The following is a 23512-nucleotide window of genomic DNA, read 5'->3' as shown; positions in this document are numbered from 1 at the left end:
CAACCGCGGGACTCGCTGCGAGGTGGGTCCCGGTTCTGCACAGCAGCGCTTCGCGCCGCCGTGCGCCCGGGACAAGAGAGAGCGTCCAATGACCAACAAATTCCGCACCCTCGACGACGTCGACGTGAAGGGCAAGCGCGTGCTGCTGCGCGTCGATCTCAACGTGCCCATGGACAATGGCCGCGTCACCGACACGACCCGGCTCGAGCGCGTCGCGCCGACCATCAATGAAATCGCCGACAAGGGCGGCAAGGTCATCCTGCTCGCGCATTTCGGCCGGCCGAAGGGACGCGACCCCAAGGAATCGCTGAAGCCCGTCGCGGAAGCGCTGTCGAAGGTCGTGAACAAGCCTGTCGCCTTCGCCGACGACTGCATCGGCGAGCCTGCGGCGAAAGCCGTGGCGGCCTTGAAGGACGGCGACATTCTCTGCCTGGAAAACACCCGCTTCCACAAGGAGGAAGAGAAGAACGATCCCGCCTTCGTCGCGGAGCTGGCAAAGCTCGGCGACATCTGGGTCAGCGACGCCTTCTCGGCGGCGCACCGTGCCCACGCTTCGACCGAGGGCCTCGGCCACAAGTTGCCGGCCTATGCCGGCCGCACCATGCAGGCCGAGCTCGATGCGCTGGAGAAGGCGCTGGGCTCGCCGACCAAGCCCGTCATCGCCATCATCGGCGGCGCGAAAGTCTCGACCAAGATCGACCTGCTGGAAAACCTCGTCACCAAGGTCGATGCGCTCGTGATCGGCGGCGGCATGGCCAACACCTTCCTGCACGCCCAGGGCGTCGCGGTCGGCAAGTCGCTGGCCGAGAAGGATCTCGCAGCCACCGCGCTGCGCATCATGGAGAAGGCGGAAGCCGCCAACTGCGCCATCATCCTGCCCGTCGATGCCACCGTCGCCTATCATTTCGCGGCCAATGCGCCCTCGCACGCCTACGGGCTCGATGCGATCCCGGCCGACGGCATGATCCTCGACGTCGGCCCGCAGTCGATTGCGCGCGTCCACGCCGCGATCGACGACGCGGCGACGCTGGTCTGGAACGGACCGCTCGGGGCCTTCGAGATGCAGCCGTTCGACCGCGGCACCGTCGCGGCCGCCAAGCACGCGGCCGAGCGTACCAAGGCCAAGAAGCTGGTCTCGATCGCGGGCGGCGGCGATACGGTTGCGGCCCTCAACCAGGCCCATGTGGCCGATCAGTTCACCTATGTCTCGACCGCCGGCGGCGCATTTCTTGAATGGATGGAAGGCAAGCCGCTGCCCGGCGTCGAAGTGCTTCGCATCAAGTAACCTGGCAGCAAGTAATCAATAGGCCGAACTGGCCCAAACGGGAGAAAGATTCACATGGCTCGGATCACGTTGCGTCAATTGCTCGACCATGCGGCTGAGAACGATTACGGCGTACCGGCCTTCAACATCAACAACATGGAGCAGGCGCTGGCGATCATGGACGCGGCCAACCAGGTCGACGCGCCGGTCATCATCCAGGCCTCGCGCGGCGCGCGCTCCTACGCCAACGACGTCATGCTCAAGCACATGATGGACGCGGTGACCGAGATCTACCCGCACATCCCGGTCTGCGTGCATCTCGACCACGGCAACGAGGCCGCGACCTGCATGACCGCGATCCAGGCCGGCTTCACCTCGGTGATGATGGACGGCTCGCTCAAGGCCGACGGCAAGACGCCGGGCGACTGGACCTACAATGTCGGCGTCACCAAGACCGTGACCGACATGGCCCATCTCGGCGGCATCTCGGTCGAGGGCGAGCTCGGAGTGCTCGGCTCGCTCGAAACAGGCATGGGCGACAAGGAAGACGGCCACGGCGCCGAAGGCAAGCTCAGCCACGACCAGCTCCTGACCAATCCGGACGAGGCCGTGAAGTTCGTGCAGGAGACCAAGGTCGACGCGCTCGCGATCGCGATGGGGACCTCGCACGGCGCCTACAAATTCACCCGCAAGCCCGACGGCGACATCCTCGCCATGAACGTGATCGAGGAGATCCACCGCAAGCTGCCGAACACGCATCTGGTCATGCACGGCTCCTCCTCGGTGCCGCAGGACCTGCAGGACATCATCAACGCCTATGGCGGCAAGATGAAGCCGACCTGGGGCGTGCCGGTCGCCGAGATCCAGCGCGGCATCAAGAACGGCGTGCGCAAGATCAACATCGACACCGACAACCGCATGGCCATGACCGGCCAGATCCGGAAAGTGCTCAAGGACAATCCGGAAGAGTTCGATCCGCGCAAATATTTGAAGCCGGCCATGGAAGCCATGACCAAGCTGTGCAAGCAGCGGCTGCAGGAGTTCAACACCGCAGGGCAAGCCTCCAAGTTCAAGAAGATCCTGACCCCCGCCGACATGGCCAAGCGCTACGCGAAGGGCGAGCTGGATCCCCGCGTCGCGTAAGCGATCGCGCGGGTGGCGTAAGGCCCCTCTCCCGTCATTCCGGGACACGCGAAGCGTGGGTCCGGAATCCATACCCACGGCTTGGGGTTATGGATTCCGGGCCTGCGCCTTTCGGCGCATCCCGGAATGACGGAGAACGGGCTTTACCCTGCGACCAACGTTAACTCGGCAATTGCCCGAGAACCGTCTATTTTCACAGGCAAGGGCAGAATCGTTTTGGGAGGACCTCTCGATGAATCTGACTGAGCTGAACAGGGTCGCGACCGCCATGGTCGCACCAGGCAAGGGCATCCTTGCCGCCGACGAATCCTCCGGCACCATCAAGAAGCGGTTCGACGCGATCGGCGTGGAATCGACGGAAAGCAACCGCCGCGACTATCGCGAGATGCTGTTCCGCTCCAGGGAGGCCATGAGCCGGTATATCTCCGGTGTGATCCTCTATGACGAGACGATCTGGCAGGATGCCAAGGACGGCACGCCGCTGGTGAAGCTGATCGAGACTAGCGGCGCCATTCCCGGCATCAAGGTCGACGAAGGCACGCAAGCCCTGCCGATGTGCCCGGGTGAAACGATCACCGTCGGCCTCGACAAGCTCGCCGATCGGCTGAAGAAGTACTACGAGCGCGGCGCGCGCTTCGCCAAATGGCGCGCGGTGATCGACATCGGCAGCGGCATCCCCTCGATGACCGCGATCAGCGTCAATGCGCATGCGCTGGCGCGCTACGCCGCGCTGTGCCAGGCCGCGCAGATCGTGCCGATCGTCGAGCCCGAGGTCCTGATGGACGGCGACCACGACATCGACCGCTGCTACGAGGTGACGAGCCGCGTGCTCAACAAGACGTTCCAGGAATTGCGGGTGCAGCGCGTCGCGCTCGAAGGCATTGTGCTGAAACCGAACATGGCGATCTCAGGCAAGAAGTGCCCAAGCCAGGCTTCCGTCGCGGAGGTCGCCGAGAAGACCATCCGCCTGCTGAAAGCCTGCGTGCCCGCAGCCGTCCCCGGCATCGCCTTCCTCTCCGGCGGCCAGTCTGACGAAGAGGCGACCGCGCATCTCAACGCCATGCACCAGCTCGGTCCGCTCCCCTGGGGCCTGACCTTCTCCTACGGCCGCGCACTGCAGGCCGCGCCGCAGAAGGCCTGGTCGGGCAGGCCTGAGAATGTTACGGCCGGACAAAACGCATTCAGTCATCGCGCCCGCATGAACGGCCTCGCCTCCAAGGGCGAATGGCAAAGCAGCCTGGAAAAGAAGGCAGCCTAGATCTTGTCGAACAAATCGCCTCCGCCGCGCCCGGCGCCGCGTCTCTATCTCGCGACGCCCGACGTCGATGATCCCACGTCGCTCCTCGCGGCACTGCCTGATCTGCTCACGGCCGTCGATGTCGCGGCCGTGCTGGTGCGGTTGAAGGAGACCGACCAGCGCGCCATGATCTCGCGGATCAAGGCGCTCGCCCCGGTGGTGCAGAACGCCGGCGCAGCCCTGCTCGTCGATGGCCACCCCGAAATCGTCGCGCGCGGCGGCGCCGACGGCGCGCATCTCGCAAATGTCGCGGCGCTGGAAGATGCCCTGCCGTCGCTCAAGCCAGACCGTATCGCCGGCGTCGGCGGACTCGAAACGCGCCACGAATCCATGAGCGCGGGCGAGATGGGCGCGGATTACGTGCTGTTCGGCGAGCCCGACGCGAAAGGCCAGCGTCCCCAGGCGCAGGCGATCGCCGAGCGGCTGGACTGGTGGGCCGAGCTGTTCGAGCCGCCCTGTGTCGGCTTCGCCACCTCGATCGAAGAGGCCTACGACTTCGCCGCCAGCGGCGCCGATTTCGTGCTGGTCGGCGATTTCATCTGGGCTGACCCGCGCGGGCCCAAGGCCGCGCTGATCGAGGCCGACGCCGCGATCAAGAAGGCCTTCACGGCGACTGCCGCGAGCCAGGGCTAGCAGCCGACATGACGCTCCCGCGCATCACCCTTCTCGCCGCGCTCTTGCTGGCAGCGCCTGCAGCCGCGCAGCTCCAGATCACGCCGCCGGCGACGATCCCGAGCCCCGCGCCCGAGAAGCAGAAGCCCAAAGAGCCTGCGAAGGAGAAACCGAAGGTCGCGCCGCACACGGTCGCCAAGAAGAAGGAGCCGGCGCCAAAGCCGTCGGCCTCGCCGAGCCCGACGCTGCCGGCAACCGTGATCCCGGCGCCGGTCCCCGACAATCCGAACGTCGACCTGGTCTACGGCGCCTATCAGCGCGGCCAGTACAAGACCGCCTTCGATCTCGCCACAGCGCGCGCCAACGCCGGCGATGCCAAGGCCATGACCATGCTGGGCGAGCTCTATTCCAACGCCATGGGCATCAGGCGCGACTACGCCAAGGCGGTCGAATGGTACAAGCGCGCCTCCGATGCCGGCGACCGCGAGGCGATGTTTGCGCTGGCCATGCTGCGCATCGCGGGCCGCGGCGGTCCCGTCGACAAGGGCGAGGCGGTCAAGCTGATGGCCTCCGCCGCCAAGCTCGGCGAGCCCAAGGCGGCCTATAATCTCGCGCTGCTTTATCTGGATGGTCAGACCCTGCCGCAGGACGTCAAGCGCTCCGCGGAGTTGCTCCGTCAGGCGGCCGATGCCGGACTGCCCGAGGCGCAATACGCGCTGGCGACCTTCTACAAGGAAGGCACCGGAGTGCCGAAGGACCCCGAACGATCGGTTCGGCTGCTGCAGGCGGCCTCGCTCGCCGACAATGTCGATGCCGAGGTCGAATATGCCATCGCCATGTTCAACGGCACCGGCACGCCGAAGAACGAGCCCGCCGCGGTGGCCTTGCTGCGCAAGGCCGCCCGCCAGGGCAGCGCGATCGCGCAGAACCGCCTCGCCTGGGTCCTGATCAACGGCATGGGCGCCCCCGTGGACAAGGTCGAGGGGTTCAAATGGCATCTGGTGGCGAAAACCGCCGGCAAGGGCGATCCGGAGCTCGACAAGCAGCTGTCAGACCTGCCAGCCGACGACCGCGCCAAGGCGGAGGCCGCCGCCAAGAAATGGCTCGGGGACAAATGACCTGACGCCAAATGGCCCGCAATCGACCCGCAAGTGACCCGAATGACTTGACCTTTGGCCCCTCGCGGGGCACCCAATCCCCTCAAATGGCGCCCTTTGGCGCCCCCTCCCCCGATCAAGACCAGAGCTCATGCTGTATTCCGCCACTATCAACGTCATGGTCAAAGCCGCGCGCCGCGCCGGCCGCAGCCTCAAGCGCGATCTCGGCGAGATCGAGCATCTCCAGGTCTCGCTGAAGGGGCCGGCGAACTTCGTCTCGCTCGCCGACAAGCGCGCCGAGGAAATCCTCTACCAGGACCTCGCCAAGGCCCGGCCCGGCTACGGCTTCATCGGCGAGGAGGGCGGCACGCGCGAGGGCACCGACAAGAGCCACACCTGGGTCGTCGATCCCCTCGACGGCACCACCAACTTCCTGCACGGCATCCCGCAATTCGCGATCTCGATCGGGCTCGTGCGCGAGGGCACGATCATCGCCGGCGTGATCTACAACCCCGCCAATGACGAGCTCTATATCTCCGAGCGCGGCAAGGGCGCCTTCCTCAACGACCAGCGCCTGCGCGTCGCCGGCCGTCGCCAGCTCAACGAATGCGTGGTGGCCTGCGGCCTGCCCCATATCGGCCGCGGCGACCACGAGGAATTCCGCCGCGAGATGACCGCGATCCAGGACCGCGTCGCGGGCCTGCGCCGCTTCGGCGCCGCCTCCCTCGACCTCGCCTTCGTCGCCGCCGGCCGACTCGACGGCTACTGGGAGCGCAACCTGCAATCCTGGGACATCGCCGCCGGCATGCTGATGGTGCGCGAAGCCGGTGGCACCGTGAGCGACATCAATACGCCGGGCGACGCGCTGGTTACGGGGGACGTCGTGTGCGGGAATGAGTTCGTGCACGGGGAGCTGGTGAAGATTTTGAAGCGGCCGGCGTAGACGCGCCTCCCTCCGATCGTCATTCCGGGGCGCGCCTTCTGGCGCGAACTATGGTGCGCAATTGCGCACCTGAGAATCCATTGATCCGCATCAATGGTAGCCTGATGGATTCCGGGCTCGCGCTACGCGCGCCCCGGAATGACAGCATCAGAGTCTATGCCTTCAGTCGTACGGTAGCTTGAAGCGGCTAAGAATCGTCATCCTCGGCCTCCTCCTCCCGATACTCGCCGCCGAGGGTCACGCCCTCGATCATTGTGGCGCCCTTCTGCTTGATCACCCGGCGAAGCGGGACCGAGCTCTCGCTTCGCAAGGCTTCCATCAGCTGTTCCGAGTGGGTGACGATCCAGATGTCGGCGCGGGCCGATGCCTTGACGATCAGCCTCGCCAATGGCGCCAGCAGCGAGGGATGCAGGCTGGTCTCGGGTTCGTTCAGCGCGATGAACGGCGGGAGCCGATAGCCCATGAACACCGCGAGCAGGCAGATGTATTTCAACGTGCCGTCGGACAGTTCATGAGCCCCGAACGGACGCGGCATGTCCTCGAGTTGCAGATCGAACTCACACAGGCCGTTCTGTTCCCACGCGCGGAGGTCGGCGCCCGGAAATGCATCCTGGATTGCGTCCTGCAGGTCGGCGGCATCTCCCCTGATCGTATAGAGCGTCGCCAGGGCCGCGGCCAAGTCGCTGCCCTCGGCACTGAGCGAGGGCGTCGTGATCGCAAGGCAGGGCTTTCGTATCGGTGAGGCCGGGTCGGTGCGAAAGTCGTGATAGAAGCGCCAGCCCAGCATTGCGCTTCTGATCACATCGATTTCGGGGCATTCCCTGCCATCGGAAAATCCCGCAAGCGCCGTCTCGGACGGCAGCACGGCATCCTTGTGGCTCGTCCATGCGCCGCTGTCGTTGCGGATGCTGACGAGCGAATTCTTCCGCTCCATCAGCAGCACCGTTCGTTTGCCCTGCGTCGCCTCGATGGTTTCCGCCTTGATCATCGGCTCGCGGGAAAACGCCGCCTCGGCGGGGCTGGGAAATCCGATCTCGATGGAATATTTCAGGCGGTCGAATCTGGCCGACAAACGCAGCCGTCCATCCTCGCCACGTTTGCGGACGCCTGACCAGCAGACCGAATTAAGTCCGCCCTCCTCGGCGATCGTGCGCGTGATCCGCCCGGTCGCCGCGTCGCGCAACAGCGAGAGGGATTTGTAGAGATTGGATTTGCCGACGCCGTTCTCGCCCACGAACACGGACAGCGGGTGGATGGGGAGGGAGAGCCGCCGGATCGAGCGATAGTTCGAGATCGCAATATCGGTCGGACGCATCAGGTGCTCTCGGTCGGCGGGCTGGCTGTGCAGTCGCGACGCGAGTTGCACATGCTTTCAATCCAGGGATGCAGTCTGGATCGACGAAGCCGCGAAGGCAAGCGGACGGATTGCGGAATCCGGCTTACTGCGAAGGACCTGCCCCACACTCCGCTGTCATCGCCCGGCTTGACCGGGCGATCCAGTACTCCGAGGCGGTCGTGATTAGATCGATGGGCCGCGGCGTACTGGATGCCCCGCCCCCGTGCGCAATTGCGCACTAGGCGGGGCATGACAGTGTGCCCTATGGCCGCACCGGTGCCGGCGGACCATACGCCTCGCTGTCCTTCGCCACCTTCTCCCTGTCTCCCGCCAGCACCCGCTGCACCGAGACGAAGAACACCGGCACCATCAATAGCGCCAAAATCACCACCGCGATCATGCCGCCCATCACGACGCTGCCGAGCGCCTGCTGGCTGGCGCCGCCGGCGCCGTGGGCAATCGCCATCGGCAGCACGCCGCAGATGAAGGCAAGACCGGTCATCAGGATCGGGCGGAAGCGCAGGCGGCAGGCCTCGATCGTCGCTTCCACCAGCGGCTTGCCTTCTTTGCGCAGATCCTTGGCGAACTCGATGATCAGGATCGCATCCTTGGCGGCGAGACCGATGATGGTGATCAGGCCGACGGTGAAATAGACGTCGTTGGGCAGGCCGCGCAGCATCGCCGCAAACACCGCGCCGACGATGCCGAGCGGCACGGTGAGCAGCACCGCAAGCGGAATGGTCCAGCTCTCATAGAGCGCGGCGAGACACAGGAACACCACGAACACGGAGAGCGCGAGCAGGAACGGCGCCTGCGAGCCCGACAGCTTTTCCTGCAACGACTGACCGGTCCATTCGTAACCGAAGCCGCGCGGCAGCTTGCCGGCGAGCTTCTCCATCTCGGCGATGGCGTCGCCCGAGGTGAAGCCGGGCTTTGCTTCGCCCGAGATGCGCACGGCCGGATAATAATTGAAGCCGGCGATCTGGGTCGGGCCGCGCGACCATTCGACCGTCGCGAAGGAAGAGAACGGCACCAGCTGACCGCGGCTGTTCTTGACGTTGTAGTTGAGAATGTCCTCGGTCTTCATGCGGTCGCGGCTGTCGGCCTGCACCACGACGCGCTGCATGCGGCCTCGGTTCGGGAAGTCGTTGATGTAGTTCGAGCCGAGATTGGTCGAGATGGTGTTGTTGATGTCCTCGAAGGTGACGCCGAAGGCGCCGGCCTTTTCGCGGTCGATCACGAGATTGACGACGCCCGCCTCGGGCAGGCCTTCGACATAGACCTTCTGCAACACGGGGCTGGCATTGGCGTCCGCGATCAGCTGATCGGCGGCGCGCATCAGCGCCGGATAGCCCTTCTGGCCGCGATCCTGGAGACGGAACGAGAAGCCCGAGGAGTTGCCGAGATTGTCGATCGGCGGCGGCTGCAGCGCCGAAATTTTTGCGTCGCGGATCGAAGACGACAGATCGCGGTTGATGTCATTGACGATCGCGGCAGCGGAATCCTTGGGCCCGCGCTCCGACCAGTCCTTCAACGTGATGAAGGCCTGCGCGGTGTTCATGCCCTGGCCCGAGAAGCTGAAGCCGGTGAGGAAGGTGACGTTGTCGACACCCGGCCGCTGCGCCAGGTATTTTTCCACCTTCTCGATCACCGCTTCGGTGCGGCCGTAGGATGAGTCCGACGGCGTCTGCACGTCGGTGGTGACGAAGCCCTGGTCGTCGACCGGCAGGAAGCCGCCGGGCAGGCTGACGAAGGCCCAGGACAGGCCGACGAGCAGCGCGGCATAGACCATCATCAGGCGACCGGTGCGCTTCAGCGAGAAGCCGACGGTGCGGGAATAACCCTCCTTGCCGCCTTCAAGCATGCGGTTGAACCAGCCGAATACGCCCTTCTTCGCGTGGCCGTGGCCGGCCGCGACGGGCTTGAGCAAGGTCGCGCACAACGCCGGGGTCAACGACAGCGCCAGGAAGGCGGAGAAGCCGATCGCCGCGACCATCGTCACCGAGAACTGGCGATAGATGATGCCGACCGAACCCGGAAAGAACGCCATCGGCACGAACACCGCCATCAGCACCAAGGTGATGCCGATGATGGCGCTTGAAATCTGCGACATGGCTTTCCGCGTCGCTTCCTTCGGCGGCAGGCCCTCCTCGGTCATGATGCGCTCGACATTCTCGACCACGACGATGGCGTCGTCGACGAGGATGCCGACCGCGAGCACCATGCCGAACATGCTGAGCATGTTGATGGAGTAGCCGGCGAGCAGCAGCGTGGTACAGGCCCCCAGCAGCGCCACGGGCACCACGATGGTCGGGATGATGGTGTAGCGGATGTTCTGGAGAAACAGGAACATCACCACGAAGACCAGCACCACGGCCTCCAGCAGCGTCGACATCACCTTCTTGATCGAGGCCTCGACCACGGGCGTGATGTTGTAGGGAATCTCGTAGGAGATATTGGCCGGGAAGAAGCGCGACAGCTCCTTCATCTTCGCCTCGACCGCGCTCGCCGTCGCCAGCGCGTTGCCGGTCGGCGACATCAGGACGGAAAGACCGGCGGTCGGCTTGCCGTCGAGGCGCGTATTGAACTGATAGCTGAGACCGCCGACCTCGATGCGCGCGACGTCGCGAAGGCGCACGGTCGAGCCGTCGGCATTGGCGCGCAGGATGATGGCGCCGAATTCATCCGGCGAGGACAGCTGGCCCTTGACCAGCACCAGCGCTGATGTGCGCTGGGTCGCGGTCGACGGCTCGGCGCCGATGCTGCCCGAAGCGACTTGTGCGTTTTGTGCCGATATCGCCTTGTTGACGTCGTCGGCGGTCAGCCCGTAGCCGACGAGCTTGGCCGGATCGACCCAGACGCGAAGGCTGCGCTCGGTCGAATAGAGCGTGGCGCGACCGACGCCGGGGATGCGCCTGACCTCACCGAGCACGTTGCGGATCATGAAGTCGCCGAGGCCGACCTCATCCAGGCTGCCGTCGGTCGAGTTCAGCGTGATGATCTGGAGCACCGCGCTCGAGGCTTCCTCGATCAAAATGCCCTGCTGGATCACCGCGCGCGGCAGCCGCGCCTCGACGCGCTTGATGCGGTTCTGCACCTCGACCGAGGCCGCGCTGGTATCGGTGCCCGGCTGGAAGTTGGCAATGATCTCGACCTGCCCGAGCGAGTCGCTGGTCGACTCGAAATTGAGGATGCCGGAGGCGCCATTGAGCTCCTCCTCGATCAGGCGTGTGACGCTGTTGTAGAGGTTTTCCGGCGAGGCGCCGGGATAGCTCGTCGAGATCGAGATCGAGGGCGGCGCGATGATAGGATATTGCGCGATCGGCAATAGCGGGATCGAGATCGCGCCGATCAGACAGATGAACAGCGCGACGACCCAGGCAAAGATCGGCCTGTCGATGAAGAAGCTCGGCATTTGCCGCTTTACCCCTGTTGTTTCGTTCAGGCTCGATGAAGTCAGGCTCGGCCGGTTGTCTGAGGTCCACCTCTCCCCAGCGGGGAGAGGTCGGATTGCTCCGGGCGATGCGAAGCATCGTCCAGAGCAATCCGGGTGAGGGGGGCCAGCGGCACCCAGTGCGATCAGATCCCCTCACCCGAATCGCATCTTGCGATGCGATCCGACCTCTCCCTACGGGAGAGGTGTTCTGAGCCCGGCGCGAGCGTTATCGCGTGACCTTGAGGGCGTGTCTGTTGTCCGCGCTCGCCTCGGCCTCGGACCAGGATTGCGGCTTGACCTTGTCGCCCGCCGCGAACTTCTGAAAACCTTCGACCACGACCTTGTCGCCGGCCTTCAGGCCGTCGGTGACGAACCAGATGCCGTCCTGCACCGAGCCGGTGCGAACGGGCTGCACGGCGATGCGGTCGTCGTCCTTGACCACGAACACCTCGCTGCCGCCGCCGCCATTGCGCTGGACCGCCTGCTGCGGCACCGCGATCGCATCGCTGTCGAGACCCTGGTCGAGGCGCACGCGCACATACATGCCCGGCAGCAGCTCGCGCTTGGGATTGCGGAACTCGCCGCGCAAGGTGACCTGGCCGGTGTGGGCATCGACCTTGGCCTCGGAGAACAGCAGCTTGCCGTCGAGCGCATAGACGGAGGTATCGTCGAGCACCAGGCGCACCTTGACGGCATCGGACTCGATGCGATCGAGATCGCCGCTCTCGAAGGCGCGGCGGAGCTGGTTGAGCTCGGTCACCGACTGGGTGAAGTCGGCATAAACAGGATCGAGCTGCTGCACGGTGGCCAGATTGGTCTCGTTCTGCACGACGAGCGCGCCCTCGCTGACCAGCGCCGCACCGACTACGCCGTCGATTGGCGCGCGCACGGTCGCATAATCGAGATTGAGCTTGGCGCGCGCGAGATCGGCCTTGCGGCCCTCGACTTCGGCCTGGGCCTGACGCTCGGCGGCGATGGTCTTCTCGTTTTCGGCTTCGGGCGCGGCGCGCTGGCTGGTCAGCGTCGCGATGCGGCGCGCCTGCTGCTGCGCCTGCATCAACGCGGCCTCGGCCTTGGCAAGCCCGGCCTCATTGGCCATCACCTCGACCTCGAACGGGCGTGGATCAATCCGATAGAGTGCGTCGCCCGCCTTCACCTCGCTGCCCTGGCGAAACAGGCGCTCGACCACGATGCCTGAGACGCGCGGGCGCACTTCCGCGACGCGCGTCGGCGAGATCCGCCCCGGCAGCTCGCGCACCACGGCACGGGGGTGCGGCTTGACCGTGACGATGCTGACGTCGGGTTCGACAGGTTGCGCGGCGGAAACAGCGGAGGAAGATTCGTCGCAAGCGCTCAGCAGCGGCGCAAAGGCCGCGAGCATCATTGCAACGCATGCCGATCGCGCTCGAAGTCCTGACATGAAGTTAAGTGCCCCAAGAATGTTGAAACCGATCAGGCCTCGCGCAACGCCCGTCCTGGGCAGTCGCTGCGCGGCTGATGCGATCAAAATAGAAGGGACGTGCTGCGGCGCAATGCATGGCGCGGGCGGCTCAATGTCACACGCTCTATCGCGCTGAGTTCAGGCTGATTTTCCGGACTCACCGGATTGTGAGTCTGGTTCCGGCATGGCGTGCTGCGACAGAACACCGCAACTCGGCCGCCGCTTCGTTTACAGAGACTTGCCGAACTGTGAACTATGGATTACATATCGTTCGTGACCGATGTCGTGCAGACGGATGCATTTCGAAACTGGCTTGCCGGGTTGCGCGACCGTCGCGCAGTGGCGCGCATCGCAAGCCGAATCGCATTGATCGAACGCGGCGCGCTTGGCGATGTGAAGTCCTTGGGCGGGGGGCTGTCTGAATTCAAGATAGACTACGGCCCGGGGTATCGTCTTTTTGCCGCGCAACGCGGAACCGTGACGGTCATTCTGCTCTGTGGTGGCGACAAGCGAAAGCAACAAGCCGACATCAAGCGGGCACGGGCGATGCTTGCAGAACTGGAGTAACGCAATGGCGCTGAAAACAACACCATTTGACGCGGCGGAATATCTGGATACGCCGGAAGCACAGGCCGAATTCATCACAGCAGCGCTGGAGACTGGCGACGCGGCGTTCATCCGTGATTCCGTGAATACGGTTGCGCGAGCCCGCGGCATGAGCGAGATAGCAAAATCGACAGGGCTGAGCCGCGAAGGGCTGTACAAGGCACTCGGCGAGGCCGGAAATCCGGAGTTCTCAACAATGTTGGGGGTATTGCGCGCGCTTGGCTTGGGTCTGACTGCGCGTCCCTTGCCCAAAAAGTCCGGCAAGCAGCGCAAGTCAGCGAAGCCGCGAACCCGCAAGGCTGCCTAGGCTCAAAGGTCCGCCGCCTTCATCCGATAGTGGCTGACGCCCCACTCCGTTCCGTCGGCGTAGCCGAACAGGCCTGCGGTGGCGAGGAAGAACCAGCGCCAGCGTCGCATCCATAGGTGAGTCTCGTCGCCATAGACGTCGCGCAAGGCGGCTTCGATCGCGTCGCGATGAGCGTCGAAATTGGCGAGCCAGTCCATCGCGGTGCGCTGATAATGCGTACCGCTCCAGCGCCATTCCTTCTCGACCTGGAAGATATCGGCATATTGCCTGATGAGCTGATGGCTCGGCATCACGCCGCCGGTGAAGAAATGCTGCGCGATCCAGTCCTCACGATTGGCGCGGTCGAACACGTAGGAGCCGGCGCGATGGGTGAAGATGTGCATGAAGAAGCGCCCCTCGGGCGCGAGCCACGCGCGCACGCGCGTCGTCAGCTTGCGCCAGTTCATCATGTGCTCGAACATCTCGATCGAGACGATGCGATCGAACTGCCCTTCCGGCGCGAACACGTTCATGTCCGATGTGACGACGCGCAGATTGAGCAGGCCGCGGCTCCGCGCGATGTCCTCGATATAGGCGCGCTGCGATTGCGAGTTCGAGACGGCGGTTACCTTGGCATGCGGAAACTGCCGCGCGATCCACAGCGACAGCGAGCCCCAGCCGCAGCCGAGCTCGAGGATGGTCTGGCCGTCGGCAAGGCCGGCGTGCTCGACGGTCTGGCGCAGAGCTTCCTCCTCGGCTTCCTGCAGCGTCGTCGCGTCCGTCTTGTAGAAGCAGGAGGAATATTTGCGGTTCGGGCCCAGCACCTGCGCGAAGAAGCTTTGCGGCACCTCGTAGTGCTGGGTGTTGGCGGCGTCCGTATGCTCGGCGATCGGCCGCAGCATCATCTTTCCGGCGAAGGCGGCATCGTCGGCGGCGGTCTGCGCGGCGAGGCGCGTTGCGGTGCGCGAGCACAGGCGCTGGATGGCGGCGCGGACCACGAGATCTGGCAGCGGCACGCGTTCGGCAGTCCCGATGATCGTGGACATGACGCTCATGCGGCCATTCCCTCTCGCGGTGGCAACGGAAAGAACATGCTGGTCCGGGATTGATAGACGCGGTAGCGCTCGCCGCGCGATCGCAGCATCTGCGCTTCCAAAGGCGGGATGCCGGTGACGTGGACCAGGATCCAGTACATGAAGATGGGCGCGAGCAGACTGGCCCAGCCCCAGGGATAGCCGGCCGCAAGGCCGATCACGGGATAAGCGAGCCAGCCGAACCATTCGAAGAAATAATTGGGATGGCGCGACCAGCGCCACAGCCCGGCATCGCAAACCTTGCCCTTGTTGGCGGGGTCGAGCCGGAAGCGGCGCAGCTGCGCATCCGCCAGCGCCTCGCCCGCGATCCCGATCAGCAGGATGACGGCCCCCAGGATGTCCTGAATGCGCAAGGCCGGCGCCGGCACATGCGCGGCCACGAAGATCGAAAACACCAGGGGTACCGAGCCCAGCGCCTGGTTTTGCAGGAAGATGAACATCCGCCTGGGGGCGTTGAGGCCCCATTCCGCGGCAAAGGCGGCGTAGCGGGGGTCATCGGTAATCCCTGAGGTGCGGATCGCGATATGGGTGCCGAGCCGGAGCGACCAGACCGCGACGAGACCGGCCACCAGCCATTGCCTGAGATTGGGCCCCTCGCCCGCGAGCGGCCACAGCGCGCTGCCGGCGCCGACCAGGCCGATCGCAAAGGTCCAGATCGTGTCGACCCAGCCGGAATTGCCGCTGCGCTGCTGCACGACCCAGGCGAACGCCATCAGAACCGCGAGCGAGAGCGCGATGGAAGCCAATCCCCAAAGAAACGTCGCCATGCAAAAAATCCGACCTAAGCCTGTGGAATGCCGAAGTTTTGCAAAATACGCTGTAATCAAAGCCCGGTTTCAGCTTTGGGTTCCGCGCTCCTTCCCGAAATCCGCACATCCGGCGCTTTTTTTGCACCCGGCCTGTGCCATAGTGCGGAGGCAAGCAAGCTTCGTAATGGATGATCCCGGCCATGCCGTCAGGCGCCTCGCCCCGCTCCGCCATCGACATCGAGTACACAAAACTGTCCTCGCCCAGCGTTTTTCTGGTGCGGATGCTGGTTTTCCTGGTGCTGTGCGCGCTGGTGGGGGTGGTGCTCTACAAGCAGATCATCCAGGCCTTCTTCGCCAATCCGGGCCTGAATGCCCTGATCGGGGCGGTGCTGTTCATCGGCATCGTGCTGGCTTTCCGCCAGGTCATCCGGCTCTATCCTGAGGTGTCCTGGGTCAACAATTTCCGCATCGCCGACCCGGGCCTGGCGCCGGCCCGGCACCCGAAATTGCTGGCGCCGATGGCGATGATTCTGGGCGGCGAGCGCACCGGGCGGATGTCGATCACCCAGACCACGATGCGGCACCTGCTCGATTCGATCGCGACGCGCCTGGATGAGGCCCGCGACATCTCCCGCTACATGACCGGCCTCTTGGTCTTCCTCGGCCTGCTCGGCACGTTCTGGGGCCTGATCGAGACGGTCGGTTCGGTCGGCAAGGTGATCGACGGGCTCAAGGTCGGCGGCGATGCCGGCGCGCTGTTCGACACGCTGAAGGAGGGGCTGGCCGCCCCGCTCGGCGGCATGGGCATCTCGTTCTCCTCATCGCTGTTCGGCCTCGCGGGATCGCTGATCCTCGGCTTCCTCGATCTGCAATCGAGCCAGGCGCAGAACCGCTTCTACACCGACCTCGAAGACTGGCTCGCCACCACCGTGCGCGAATACGGCACCGGCGAAGTCGCCGCGGTCGCGAGCACTGGTGGGGGCGGCGTTGCCAGCGGCGAGCTCCAGGCCGCCGTCGAGCGGCTGCGCTCCGTGCTCGAGGAAGGCAGCGCCAGTCGCGGTACCACGGCGGCGATGGCGAGCCTTGCCGAAGCGATCCAGGCGCTGGTCTCGCACATGCGCACCGAGCAGCAGATGATCCGCGAATGGGCCGACGGCCAGGGCGAGCAGAACCGCGAGATCCGCCGCCTGCTGGAGCGCATCGCGCGCCAGCCCGAGAAGAGTTAAGGACTCGCTGGGCAATCGTGCCCCGGACGCTGCGCAGCACGAAGTGATGCGCTGCAGAGCCGGGCCCATCGATGAGAGATTCCGGGTCCCGGCTCTGCGGAGCGGCGTTGCACGCTGCACCGCGTCCGGGACACGAGAGAACGGAGATGTAAATGGCTCTAGCCCGCGGCCGCCGCAGTGAAGGCGCCTTCAACTACTGGCCCGGATTCGTCGACGCGCTGTCGACGCTGGTGCTGTCGATCGTGTTCCTGCTCTCGGTGTTCCTGGTCGTGCAATTCTTCCTGTCGCAGGAAGTGACCGGCAAGGACAAGGCGCTGGAGCAGCTCAACGCCAAGATCGCCCAGCTCACCGAATTGCTGTCGCTGGAGAAGCTCGGCAAGCTCTCGCTCGACGACCAGGTCTCGCAGCTGAAGGCCGGCCTCGCCTCGGCCGAGAGCGAGCGCGACCGCATGAAGGGCCTCTATGAGGGCCTCGCCAATGCCGGCAACGACGCGCAAGGCAAGACCGCCGAGCTCGGCAAGGCGCTCGACTCCGAGAAGGCCGTCTCGGCGCGGGCGCTGGCGCAGATCGAGGTGCTGAACCAGCAGATCAGCGCGCTGCGCCGGCAATTGGCGGCGCTCGAAGAAGCGCTCGATGCATCGGAAAAGAAAGACAAGGAATCGCAGAACCGCATCGCCGATCTCGGCTCTCGCCTGAACGTCGCACTGGCGCAGCGCGTGCAGGAATTGTCGCGCTACCGCTCCGAGTTCTTCGGCCGCCTGCGCGCCATTCTCGGCAATCGCCCCGATATCCGCGTGGTCGGCGACCGCTTCGTGTTCCAGTCCGAAGTGTTCTTCGACACCGGACAGGCAACGCTGCTGCCTGAGGGCAAGGCCGAACTCGACACGGTCGCGGCCGCCTTGATCGAGCTCGACAAGAAGATCCCGGCCGAAATCGCCTGGGTGCTGCGCGTCGACGGCCACACCGACGTGCGGCCGGTCAACGGCCCGAACTTCAAGTCGAACTGGGACCTGTCGTCGGCGCGTGCGATCTCGGTGGTGCAATATCTGATCTCGCTCGGCGTGCCGGCCCAGCGCCTCGTCGCCGCCGGCTTTGCCGAATTCCAGCCGCTCGACCCTGGCAACACCGAAGAGGCCTACAAGCGCAACCGCCGCATCGAGCTGAAGCTGACGGAGCGGTAGTGAGCGCGCTCCGCCTTCGCCCCTACGCAGACGCCGACGAAGCGGCCGCCATCGACCTCTGGCACCGGACCTGGCAGCAGGCCTACCCGCAGATCGACTTCGCCGCGCGGCTCGACTGGTGGCGCGAACGCTGGCGCAGGGATCTGGTGCCGAAGGCCCAGATCGTCGTCTCGGAACAAGATGGCACGCTGACCGGTTTCGTCACCATCGACGGCGAGGGCTATCTCGACCAGCTCGTCGTCGATCCCGATCATTGGGGCTCTGACGCGGCAAGGTTGCTGGTGGATGAGGCCAAGCGGCTGTCGCCTTCCGGCGTGACGCTGCTGGTCAACAGGGACAATGCCCGCGCCATCCGCTTCTACGAGCGCAACGGCTTTGCCCATGCCGGCGAGGACGTGAACCCGACCTCGGGACGGCCGGTGCTGAAGATGGCGTGGCGGCCGTGACTGATGTCACGGAAAGGCGCAGCGTGGTTTGCTGGCGTGACATCAGGCGGGCAGATGGAGAGGATCGATGCGGCTGAGCGATCTGGCCAAGGGGTCTTCGGTGTTCCTCGGCGTCATCGTCGCCGGCTATGTGTCGACTGTTTATGTCGACCAGCGCCTGGCCTCGCCGCCCAAGGCCGCAACTCAAACGACGGCCTCGCCAGCTCCGACGAGCACCCCTGCTCCGACGGAAAGCCCCACCAACGGCGGCTCCGCCTGTATCGGTGAAGGCGGAAGCTGGAAGAACTGGCCGTGGCCGAACGTGCCGATGGGCTCGCCGAAGTGCAAGTGAGATCACCGCTCCCAAACTCAAAGGCGAAGCTCTCTCCGCCCGTCATTGCGAGCGCAGCGAAGCAATCCAGAGTCTTTCGACGGAGGGATTCTGGATTGCTTCGCTGCGCTCGCAATGACGAGAACGTGGAAGCATCAGGCCTCTCACTGCCAGCGTGAGCGGCGACATGCTGAACGTCTCACGCCCCCTCGAACTGCAGCCGCGCCAGCCGCGCATAAAGTCCGTTCGCTGCCACGAGCTCGGCATGCGTGCCCTGCTCGACGATCCTGCCCTGGTCCATCACCAGGATACGGTCGCAGGAGAGCACGGTGGCGAGGCGGTGCGCGATGACGAGCGTGGTGCGGTGGCTCATCAGCTCCTCGAGCGCGGTCTGCACCAGCGTCTCGCTTTCGGCGTCGAGCGCGGAGGTCGCCTCGTCCAGCAGCAAGAGCGGCGCATCGCGCAGGATGGCCCGCGCGATGGCGATGCGCTGGCGCTGGCCGCCTGACAGCGTCACGCCGCGTTCGCCGAGTGGGGTGTCAAAGCCTTCGGGCAAGCGGCGGATGAATTCGCTGGCATGCGCGAGCTCTGCGGCACGCTCGACCTCGGCATCATCAGCATCGGGCCGACCAAAACGGATGTTTTCGCGGGCACTCGCGGCAAACACGTTGGATTCCTGCGGCACCAGGGCGATGCGGGAGCGGAAGTCGCGCGGATCGGCTGATTTCACCGGCACGCCATCGAGCGAGATCGCGCCACCCCTGGGATCGTAGAAGCGCAGGAGGAGGTGGAAGATCGTGCTCTTGCCGGCGCCGGACGGGCCGACGATCGCGACCTTCTCGCCGGGCCGCACCGCAAACGACACGGCATCGAGCACATTGACATCGGGCCGTGCGGGATAGGCGAAGCTGACATGATCGAAGCCGACCTCGCCGCGCCCGGGCAGCGGCAATGCGCGCGGCGATGCGGGCGCCGCGATCTCGGGCTTCACATGCAAGATCTCGAACAGACGTTCGGCCGCGCCTGAGGCCGCCGACACCTCGCCCCAGACCTCGCTGAGCTGGCCGAGCCCACCGGCCGCGAACGCTGCATAGAGCACGAACTGGCCGAGCCGGCCCGGCGTGATCGCGCCTGTCAGCACGTCATGCGAGCCGATCCAGAGGATGCCGACCACGCTTGTGAACACGATGAAGATGACGATGGCGGTGAGAACCGCGCGAGCCTGGGTCGAGGTGCGCGCGGCCTCATAGGCCTGTTCGACCTCGCCCCCGAAACGCTTCGCCGCCAGCCCCTCGCTGGTATAGGCCTGCACGGTGCGGATCGCGCCGACCAGTTCGCCGGCATAGGCAGACGCATCGGCCAGCGTGTCCTGCGCATTGCGCGACAGCCGCCGCACCCACCGCCCGAACGCGACCAGCGGTAGCACGATCAGCGGGATCGCCAGCAGCACGAAGCCGGAGAGACGCGGGCTGGTGATCACCATCATCGCCGCCGCGCCAAGGAACATCATCAGATTGCGCAGCGCGATCGACACGGAGGCGCCGACCGCGGATTTGATCTGCGTCGTATCGGCGGTGAGCCGCGACACCAGTTCGCCGCTGCGCGCGGAATCGAAGAAGGAGGGCGACAGCGACAGCAGATGCCCAAACACGTCGCGCCGGAGATCGGCGACGATGCGCTCGCCGATCGTCATCACGAGGTAGTAGCGAGATGCGCTCGCCAGCGCCAGCACGGCGACGACGGCGATCATCACCGAGAAGTAGTTGTTGATCATCGCGATGCCTTCGGGCGTCAGCCCGAAATCGATCATCCGACGCACCGCGACCGGCACCAGCAGCGTGGTCAGGGCCGCAACCGTCAGCGCGACGAAAGCCAGCGCCGCCCGGCCGCGATAGCGGGCGACGTAGGGCGCGAGCGCCATGAGGGGTCGCAGCTTGGCCCGGCCCTTGGCCGGTTGCTCGATCAGTTCGGCTTCGATCGAGGCGGCCTCGGTAGGCCCGGTTTCAAGCCGTTCAACAGCGCTCATTGGAATCCGACCAAAAGAGAGACGTTGGCTCCACATAGGCCGCGGCACGGGGCGAGGCAAATCCGGGATGTACCGTAAGGAACGGCCCGGTTCTCGAGTCCCGACAATGGCTTGTTTTAAGGGCTCCTGTGGGGTATAGACCCCGCCAAATCCGTCATTCGATAGCCACTCAAGCCGGGCGCCGGGCGCCCTAGGAATTGCCATGAAAGCCGAAATTCATCCAGATTATCATACGATTAAGGTCGTGATGACCGACGGAACCGAGTACCTGACCCGCTCCACCTGGGGCAAGGAAGGCGACACGTTGAACCTCGACATCGACCCGAAGTCGCACCCGGCCTGGACCGGCGGCAATGCCCAGATCATGGACCGCGGCGGCCGCGTCTCGCGCTTCCAGAAGAAGTTTTCGGGCTTCCTCAAAAAGGATTGATCTGGCCGAAAAGGCTAGAACGGAAAACGCCCCCGGGAGACCGGGGGCGTTTTTGTTTTTGGGGAAACCGTGTCCCGGACGCGCTGCAACGCTTTGGCGTTACTGCGCTGCGTCCGGGGCGCGAGACCCGCGTTACGAGCGCGGCGGATACGAAAGCGAAGCTTGCCGCTGCGACCCTACCGCTCGAACGCGGCCTTCAATGCGTTGAGATGCGGCACCAGCGGATTGCCGATCGCGATGTGGTCGGCCGGCGGGGTGTGGATCGAGCTATCGAGCCGGCGCACGCGGGTCTGCAGGCTCATCGAGCGATGGATCAGATCCTGGAGCTGCGTCGGCAGCTTCTCGATGGTGTCGGCCGGACCGGGATCGGCGGCGGTGAGTTTGACCTTGGTCTTCTCTCTGTTGGCCTGGACCAGCGTCATCTCGCCTTCCTTCACGGCGCGGTGCAGCAGCAGCCAAGAGGCGAGCTGCATCAGGCGCGTGGTGAGGCGCATGCTCTCGGTCGCGTAGGTGAGGCTGACGGCACGATCGAGCGCCTTGGCCTCGTTGCGGCCCGCGCCGTCGAGATAGGCAGCGGTCTCTTCGACGAGATCCATGCCCTCGCGGAACAGGGCGCCGAACGCCGCAGAATTGGTGAACCGCTCGCTGAGTTGAACGAGCGCGCCGTCGGCTTGCAAACGTTCCATGGTTAACGCCCCTTACGCAACTGTTTACCGACCCGGCTTTGGCGCCGGCTTATGATGAACAAATCATTGCGCGGGGGAATGGCGGAGTCCAGCGACAAGCGCGGATATGGTTTCCGCGGGTCATTCTTGGAAACTCAACCGGAACGCGATGCTTTGGCGCAAAAAAAGAGCCGCCGGAGACCGGCGGCTTTGAAAGTTGATAACAGGGAGGCGTCAAACAGAGTGGACAGGAGCCACTCGGTGTCCAAACGAGGACAGTTCCAGTCATAAACTCGAAAGCTTAATGCTGCGTAAACGAACGATTATTTTGAGGGTTCGTTAGCCATGTCGGCCAATGGGCGAGCCACGCGCGTGCCCCGGACGCAGTGCGGCACGTAGTGCTGCACTGCTGAGCCGGGGCCCAGTCCTTTGGCTGAATGTTCGGAGAGACATGGGTCCCGGCTCTGCGGAGCAGCGCTATGCGCTGCACCGCGTCCGGGACACGAGAGTTGAACGGTCGACGACTACGTCTTGAAGACGCTGTTCGCAGCGTCGCGCGAGGCGCGCTTCTTGGTGGCGGCTTCCTCCAGTCTTGCGATCTCGGTCTTGAGCAGGGCGACGCGCTCGCTCAGTTCCTCGACCGACAATAGTGAGAGATCCTGTCCGATCTCGTGGGTCACCTTCTTGCGCGGGCGGTCGTCGTCGTCCATCGGCATCGCCGTTCCTCCTCTCGTCCGCTGGCCGGACCACACCGCCTGATACACGGCTTGGCGGTTGCCAGTCCGGACTGCGCTGGCTAATCAAAGACCTCGTTTCCCTCGCACCTTTGCTCAAGGACACATCATGGACAAGCTGCCCGCGCAAATGACCGTGGTCGCCATCTCCAAGCCGGGCGGACCGGAGGTGCTCGTGCCGGAACAGCGGGCTGTGCCGCTCCCCGGTCCTGACGAGATCCTGGTCAGGGTGCAGGCCGCCGGCGTCAACCGGCCCGACGTGGCGCAACGTTCCGGCGCCTATCCGCCGCCGCCCGGCGCCAGTGACCTGCCGGGCCTCGAGATCGCGGGCGAGGTGGTCGCGGTCGGCAGCAACGCCAAGCGGCACAAGATCGGCGACATCGTCATGTCGCTCGTCGCCGGAGGCGGCTACGCGCAGTACTGCATCGCACAGGACGCCCAGGCCATGAGCGTGCCGCCGGCGCTGTCGATGAAGGAAGCCGGTGCGCTGCCGGAAACCCTGATGACCGTCTGGCACAATGTGTTCGAGCGCGGCGGCCTGAAGGCCGGCGAGACGCTGCTCATCCATGGTGGCTCCTCCGGCATCGGCACCATGGCGATCCAGCTTGCGAAAGCATTTGGCGCGAAGGTGTTCGTCACCGTCGGCTCGCAGGACAAGATCGACGCCTGCCTCAAGCTTGGGGCGGATCGTGCGATCAATTACAAGACCGAAGATTTCGTCGCGGTGGTGAAGGAAGAGACCGACAAGATCGGCGTCAACCTGATCCTCGACATGGTCGCCGGCGACTATGTCGACCGCAACTATGACGCCGCGGCCGTCGACGGCCGCATCGTGCAGATCGCGACCCTCAACGGTCCCAAGGTCAGCGTCAACATCGCCAAGGTGATGGTGAAGCGGTTGACCCATACCGGCTCGACCTTGCGTCCCCGTAGTAATGCGGACAAGGCGGCGATGGTGGCTGCGATTGAGGCGAAAGTGATGCCGCTGCTGCGCGAAGGCCGGGTCAAACCACTGATGGACAGCGCTTTCCCGCTGGAAAAGGCCGCCGACGCACACCGGCGCATGGAGACGTCAGCACATATTGGCAAAATTGTGTTGGAGGTCTAGGCCGCTGGCCCATCAAACCGGGCGGAAACCCTTTGATTTTCTTGGCTTTCGTGGCATCAATCGCGAAATGCCGAACCACTTC

General features: G+C 64.9%; 22 protein-coding genes. 14 read left to right on the top strand and 8 right to left on the bottom strand.

Annotated elements, in window-relative coordinates:
* Positions 1–88 precede the first annotated feature (88 nt).
* The 6 genes from XH91_RS06485 (at position 89) to XH91_RS06460 (ending at position 6356) form a co-directional block, all read left to right on the top strand.
* The gene (locus XH91_RS06485) at positions 89–1285 is read left to right on the top strand and encodes a phosphoglycerate kinase (protein ID WP_128949806.1); all 1197 of its coding nucleotides are present in this window, start codon (positions 89–91) and stop codon (positions 1283–1285) included.
* 54 nt (positions 1286–1339) lie between these two features.
* Positions 1340–2407 (top strand): class II fructose-bisphosphate aldolase, encoded by a 1068-nt coding sequence (gene fba, locus XH91_RS06480; protein ID WP_128949805.1) that lies wholly within the window; start codon positions 1340–1342, stop codon positions 2405–2407.
* A 232-nt stretch (positions 2408–2639) separates the two neighbouring features.
* Positions 2640–3665 (top strand): class I fructose-bisphosphate aldolase, encoded by a 1026-nt coding sequence (locus XH91_RS06475; protein WP_128949804.1) that lies wholly within the window; start codon positions 2640–2642, stop codon positions 3663–3665.
* Between the two features lie 3 nt (positions 3666–3668).
* Positions 3669–4337: a thiamine phosphate synthase gene (locus XH91_RS06470; RefSeq protein WP_128949803.1), complete on the top strand. Its 669-nt coding sequence runs from the start codon at positions 3669–3671 to the stop codon at positions 4335–4337.
* Positions 4338–4345: 8 nt separating this feature from the next.
* Complete coding sequence (locus XH91_RS06465) at positions 4346–5434, top strand: tetratricopeptide repeat protein (protein ID WP_128949802.1); 1089 nt, start codon at positions 4346–4348, stop codon at positions 5432–5434.
* Between the two features lie 130 nt (positions 5435–5564).
* Positions 5565–6356: an inositol monophosphatase family protein gene (locus tag XH91_RS06460; protein WP_128949801.1), complete on the top strand. Its 792-nt coding sequence runs from the start codon at positions 5565–5567 to the stop codon at positions 6354–6356.
* A gap of 187 nt (positions 6357–6543) precedes the next feature.
* On the opposite strand, the gene XH91_RS06455 is transcribed toward XH91_RS06460, so the two are convergent.
* The 3 genes from XH91_RS06455 to XH91_RS06440 all read right to left on the bottom strand — a co-directional run bounded on the left by XH91_RS06455 (position 6544) and on the right by XH91_RS06440 (position 12548).
* Positions 6544–7671 (bottom strand): AAA family ATPase, encoded by a 1128-nt coding sequence (locus XH91_RS06455; RefSeq protein WP_128949800.1) that lies wholly within the window; start codon positions 7669–7671, stop codon positions 6544–6546.
* A 283-nt stretch (positions 7672–7954) separates the two neighbouring features.
* The gene (locus tag XH91_RS06445) at positions 7955–11107 is read right to left on the bottom strand and encodes a multidrug efflux RND transporter permease subunit (RefSeq protein WP_128949798.1); all 3153 of its coding nucleotides are present in this window, start codon (positions 11105–11107) and stop codon (positions 7955–7957) included.
* A gap of 247 nt (positions 11108–11354) precedes the next feature.
* Positions 11355–12548, bottom strand: coding sequence for an efflux RND transporter periplasmic adaptor subunit (locus tag XH91_RS06440; protein WP_128949797.1), 1194 nt, complete (start codon positions 12546–12548; stop codon positions 11355–11357).
* Between the two features lie 294 nt (positions 12549–12842).
* Between XH91_RS06440 and XH91_RS06435 the strand changes: the two genes are divergently transcribed.
* Positions 12843–13136, top strand: coding sequence for a type II toxin-antitoxin system RelE/ParE family toxin (locus tag XH91_RS06435; protein ID WP_128949796.1), 294 nt, complete (start codon positions 12843–12845; stop codon positions 13134–13136).
* A 4-nt stretch (positions 13137–13140) separates the two neighbouring features.
* The gene (locus tag XH91_RS06430) at positions 13141–13482 is read left to right on the top strand and encodes an addiction module antidote protein (RefSeq protein ID WP_128949795.1); all 342 of its coding nucleotides are present in this window, start codon (positions 13141–13143) and stop codon (positions 13480–13482) included.
* Positions 13483–13484: 2 nt separating this feature from the next.
* Here XH91_RS06430 and XH91_RS06425 read toward each other — a convergent pair whose 3' ends face one another.
* Both XH91_RS06425 and XH91_RS06420 read right to left on the bottom strand, forming a co-directional pair.
* Positions 13485–14516 (bottom strand): SAM-dependent methyltransferase, encoded by a 1032-nt coding sequence (locus XH91_RS06425; RefSeq protein WP_128949794.1) that lies wholly within the window; start codon positions 14514–14516, stop codon positions 13485–13487.
* Positions 14513–15322, bottom strand: a complete 810-nt coding sequence (locus tag XH91_RS06420; RefSeq protein ID WP_128949793.1) for a DUF1295 domain-containing protein — start codon at positions 15320–15322, stop codon at positions 14513–14515. Before XH91_RS06420 ends, XH91_RS06425 begins: the two co-directional genes overlap by 4 nt.
* A gap of 182 nt (positions 15323–15504) precedes the next feature.
* On the opposite strand from XH91_RS06420, the gene XH91_RS06410 reads away from it, so the two are divergent.
* The 4 genes from XH91_RS06410 to XH91_RS06395 all read left to right on the top strand — a co-directional run bounded on the left by XH91_RS06410 (position 15505) and on the right by XH91_RS06395 (position 18488).
* Positions 15505–16530: a flagellar motor protein MotA gene (locus XH91_RS06410; RefSeq protein WP_164933615.1), complete on the top strand. Its 1026-nt coding sequence runs from the start codon at positions 15505–15507 to the stop codon at positions 16528–16530.
* 152 nt (positions 16531–16682) lie between these two features.
* Positions 16683–17711 carry a peptidoglycan -binding protein gene (locus XH91_RS06405; protein WP_128949791.1) on the top strand — a complete coding sequence of 343 codons (1029 nt, stop codon included), beginning with the start codon at positions 16683–16685 and terminating at the stop codon, positions 17709–17711.
* On the top strand, positions 17711–18157 hold the full coding sequence (locus tag XH91_RS06400; RefSeq protein WP_128949790.1) for a GNAT family N-acetyltransferase: 447 nt from the start codon (positions 17711–17713) through the stop codon (positions 18155–18157). The genes XH91_RS06405 and XH91_RS06400 overlap by 1 nt, the downstream gene beginning before the upstream one ends.
* 67 nt (positions 18158–18224) lie before the next feature.
* Positions 18225–18488 (top strand): hypothetical protein, encoded by a 264-nt coding sequence (locus XH91_RS06395; protein ID WP_128949789.1) that lies wholly within the window; start codon positions 18225–18227, stop codon positions 18486–18488.
* 178 nt (positions 18489–18666) lie between these two features.
* Here the strand turns inward: XH91_RS06395 and XH91_RS06390 are convergent, their stop codons facing one another.
* Positions 18667–20493, bottom strand: a complete 1827-nt coding sequence (locus XH91_RS06390) for an ABC transporter ATP-binding protein/permease (protein ID WP_128949788.1) — start codon at positions 20491–20493, stop codon at positions 18667–18669.
* A gap of 202 nt (positions 20494–20695) precedes the next feature.
* On the opposite strand from XH91_RS06390, the gene rpmE reads away from it, so the two are divergent.
* Positions 20696–20923: a 50S ribosomal protein L31 gene (rpmE, locus tag XH91_RS06385; protein WP_011084323.1), complete on the top strand. Its 228-nt coding sequence runs from the start codon at positions 20696–20698 to the stop codon at positions 20921–20923.
* Between the two features lie 176 nt (positions 20924–21099).
* Here the strand turns inward: rpmE and rcdA are convergent, their stop codons facing one another.
* Together rcdA and XH91_RS06370 are read right to left on the bottom strand one after the other, a co-directional pair.
* Positions 21100–21609 (bottom strand): protease adaptor protein RcdA, encoded by a 510-nt coding sequence (gene rcdA, locus XH91_RS06380; RefSeq protein WP_128949787.1) that lies wholly within the window; start codon positions 21607–21609, stop codon positions 21100–21102.
* 503 nt (positions 21610–22112) lie between these two features.
* Positions 22113–22304 carry a DUF1192 domain-containing protein gene (locus tag XH91_RS06370; RefSeq protein ID WP_128949786.1) on the bottom strand — a complete coding sequence of 64 codons (192 nt, stop codon included), beginning with the start codon at positions 22302–22304 and terminating at the stop codon, positions 22113–22115.
* Between the two features lie 127 nt (positions 22305–22431).
* Between XH91_RS06370 and XH91_RS06365 the strand changes: the two genes are divergently transcribed.
* Positions 22432–23430: an NAD(P)H-quinone oxidoreductase gene (locus tag XH91_RS06365; RefSeq protein ID WP_128949785.1), complete on the top strand. Its 999-nt coding sequence runs from the start codon at positions 22432–22434 to the stop codon at positions 23428–23430.
* The last annotated feature ends 82 nt before the right edge of the window (positions 23431–23512 follow it).

The organism is Bradyrhizobium guangzhouense, from assembly GCF_004114955.1.
Classification (GTDB): Bacteria; Pseudomonadota; Alphaproteobacteria; order Rhizobiales; family Xanthobacteraceae; genus Bradyrhizobium; species Bradyrhizobium guangzhouense.
This window is presented reverse-complemented; position numbering and strand designations above follow the sequence as displayed.

What these genes read in the sequence shown, in the direction of transcription:
- XH91_RS06485 (WP_128949806.1), top strand. Translation starts at nt 89, where the DNA reads ATGACCAACAAATTCCGCACCCTCGACGACGTCGACGTGAAGGGCAAG.
- fba (WP_128949805.1), top strand. Translation starts at nt 1,340, where the DNA reads ATGGCTCGGATCACGTTGCGTCAATTGCTCGACCATGCGGCTGAGAAC.
- XH91_RS06475 (WP_128949804.1), top strand. Translation starts at nt 2,640, where the DNA reads ATGAATCTGACTGAGCTGAACAGGGTCGCGACCGCCATGGTCGCACCA.
- XH91_RS06465 (WP_128949802.1), top strand. Translation starts at nt 4,346, where the DNA reads ATGACGCTCCCGCGCATCACCCTTCTCGCCGCGCTCTTGCTGGCAGCG.
- XH91_RS06460 (WP_128949801.1), top strand. Translation starts at nt 5,565, where the DNA reads ATGCTGTATTCCGCCACTATCAACGTCATGGTCAAAGCCGCGCGCCGC.
- XH91_RS06455 (WP_128949800.1), bottom strand. Translation starts at nt 7,671, where the DNA reads ATGCGTCCGACCGATATTGCGATCTCGAACTATCGCTCGATCCGGCGG.
- XH91_RS06445 (WP_128949798.1), bottom strand. Translation starts at nt 11,107, where the DNA reads ATGCCGAGCTTCTTCATCGACAGGCCGATCTTTGCCTGGGTCGTCGCG.
- XH91_RS06440 (WP_128949797.1), bottom strand. Translation starts at nt 12,548, where the DNA reads ATGTCAGGACTTCGAGCGCGATCGGCATGCGTTGCAATGATGCTCGCG.
- XH91_RS06430 (WP_128949795.1), top strand. Translation starts at nt 13,141, where the DNA reads ATGGCGCTGAAAACAACACCATTTGACGCGGCGGAATATCTGGATACG.
- XH91_RS06425 (WP_128949794.1), bottom strand. Translation starts at nt 14,516, where the DNA reads ATGAGCGTCATGTCCACGATCATCGGGACTGCCGAACGCGTGCCGCTG.
- XH91_RS06420 (WP_128949793.1), bottom strand. Translation starts at nt 15,322, where the DNA reads ATGGCGACGTTTCTTTGGGGATTGGCTTCCATCGCGCTCTCGCTCGCG.
- XH91_RS06410 (WP_164933615.1), top strand. Translation starts at nt 15,505, where the DNA reads ATGCCGTCAGGCGCCTCGCCCCGCTCCGCCATCGACATCGAGTACACA.
- XH91_RS06405 (WP_128949791.1), top strand. Translation starts at nt 16,683, where the DNA reads ATGGCTCTAGCCCGCGGCCGCCGCAGTGAAGGCGCCTTCAACTACTGG.
- XH91_RS06395 (WP_128949789.1), top strand. Translation starts at nt 18,225, where the DNA reads ATGCGGCTGAGCGATCTGGCCAAGGGGTCTTCGGTGTTCCTCGGCGTC.
- XH91_RS06390 (WP_128949788.1), bottom strand. Translation starts at nt 20,493, where the DNA reads ATGAGCGCTGTTGAACGGCTTGAAACCGGGCCTACCGAGGCCGCCTCG.
- rpmE (WP_011084323.1), top strand. Translation starts at nt 20,696, where the DNA reads ATGAAAGCCGAAATTCATCCAGATTATCATACGATTAAGGTCGTGATG.
- rcdA (WP_128949787.1), bottom strand. Translation starts at nt 21,609, where the DNA reads ATGGAACGTTTGCAAGCCGACGGCGCGCTCGTTCAACTCAGCGAGCGG.
- XH91_RS06370 (WP_128949786.1), bottom strand. Translation starts at nt 22,304, where the DNA reads ATGCCGATGGACGACGACGACCGCCCGCGCAAGAAGGTGACCCACGAG.
- XH91_RS06365 (WP_128949785.1), top strand. Translation starts at nt 22,432, where the DNA reads ATGGACAAGCTGCCCGCGCAAATGACCGTGGTCGCCATCTCCAAGCCG.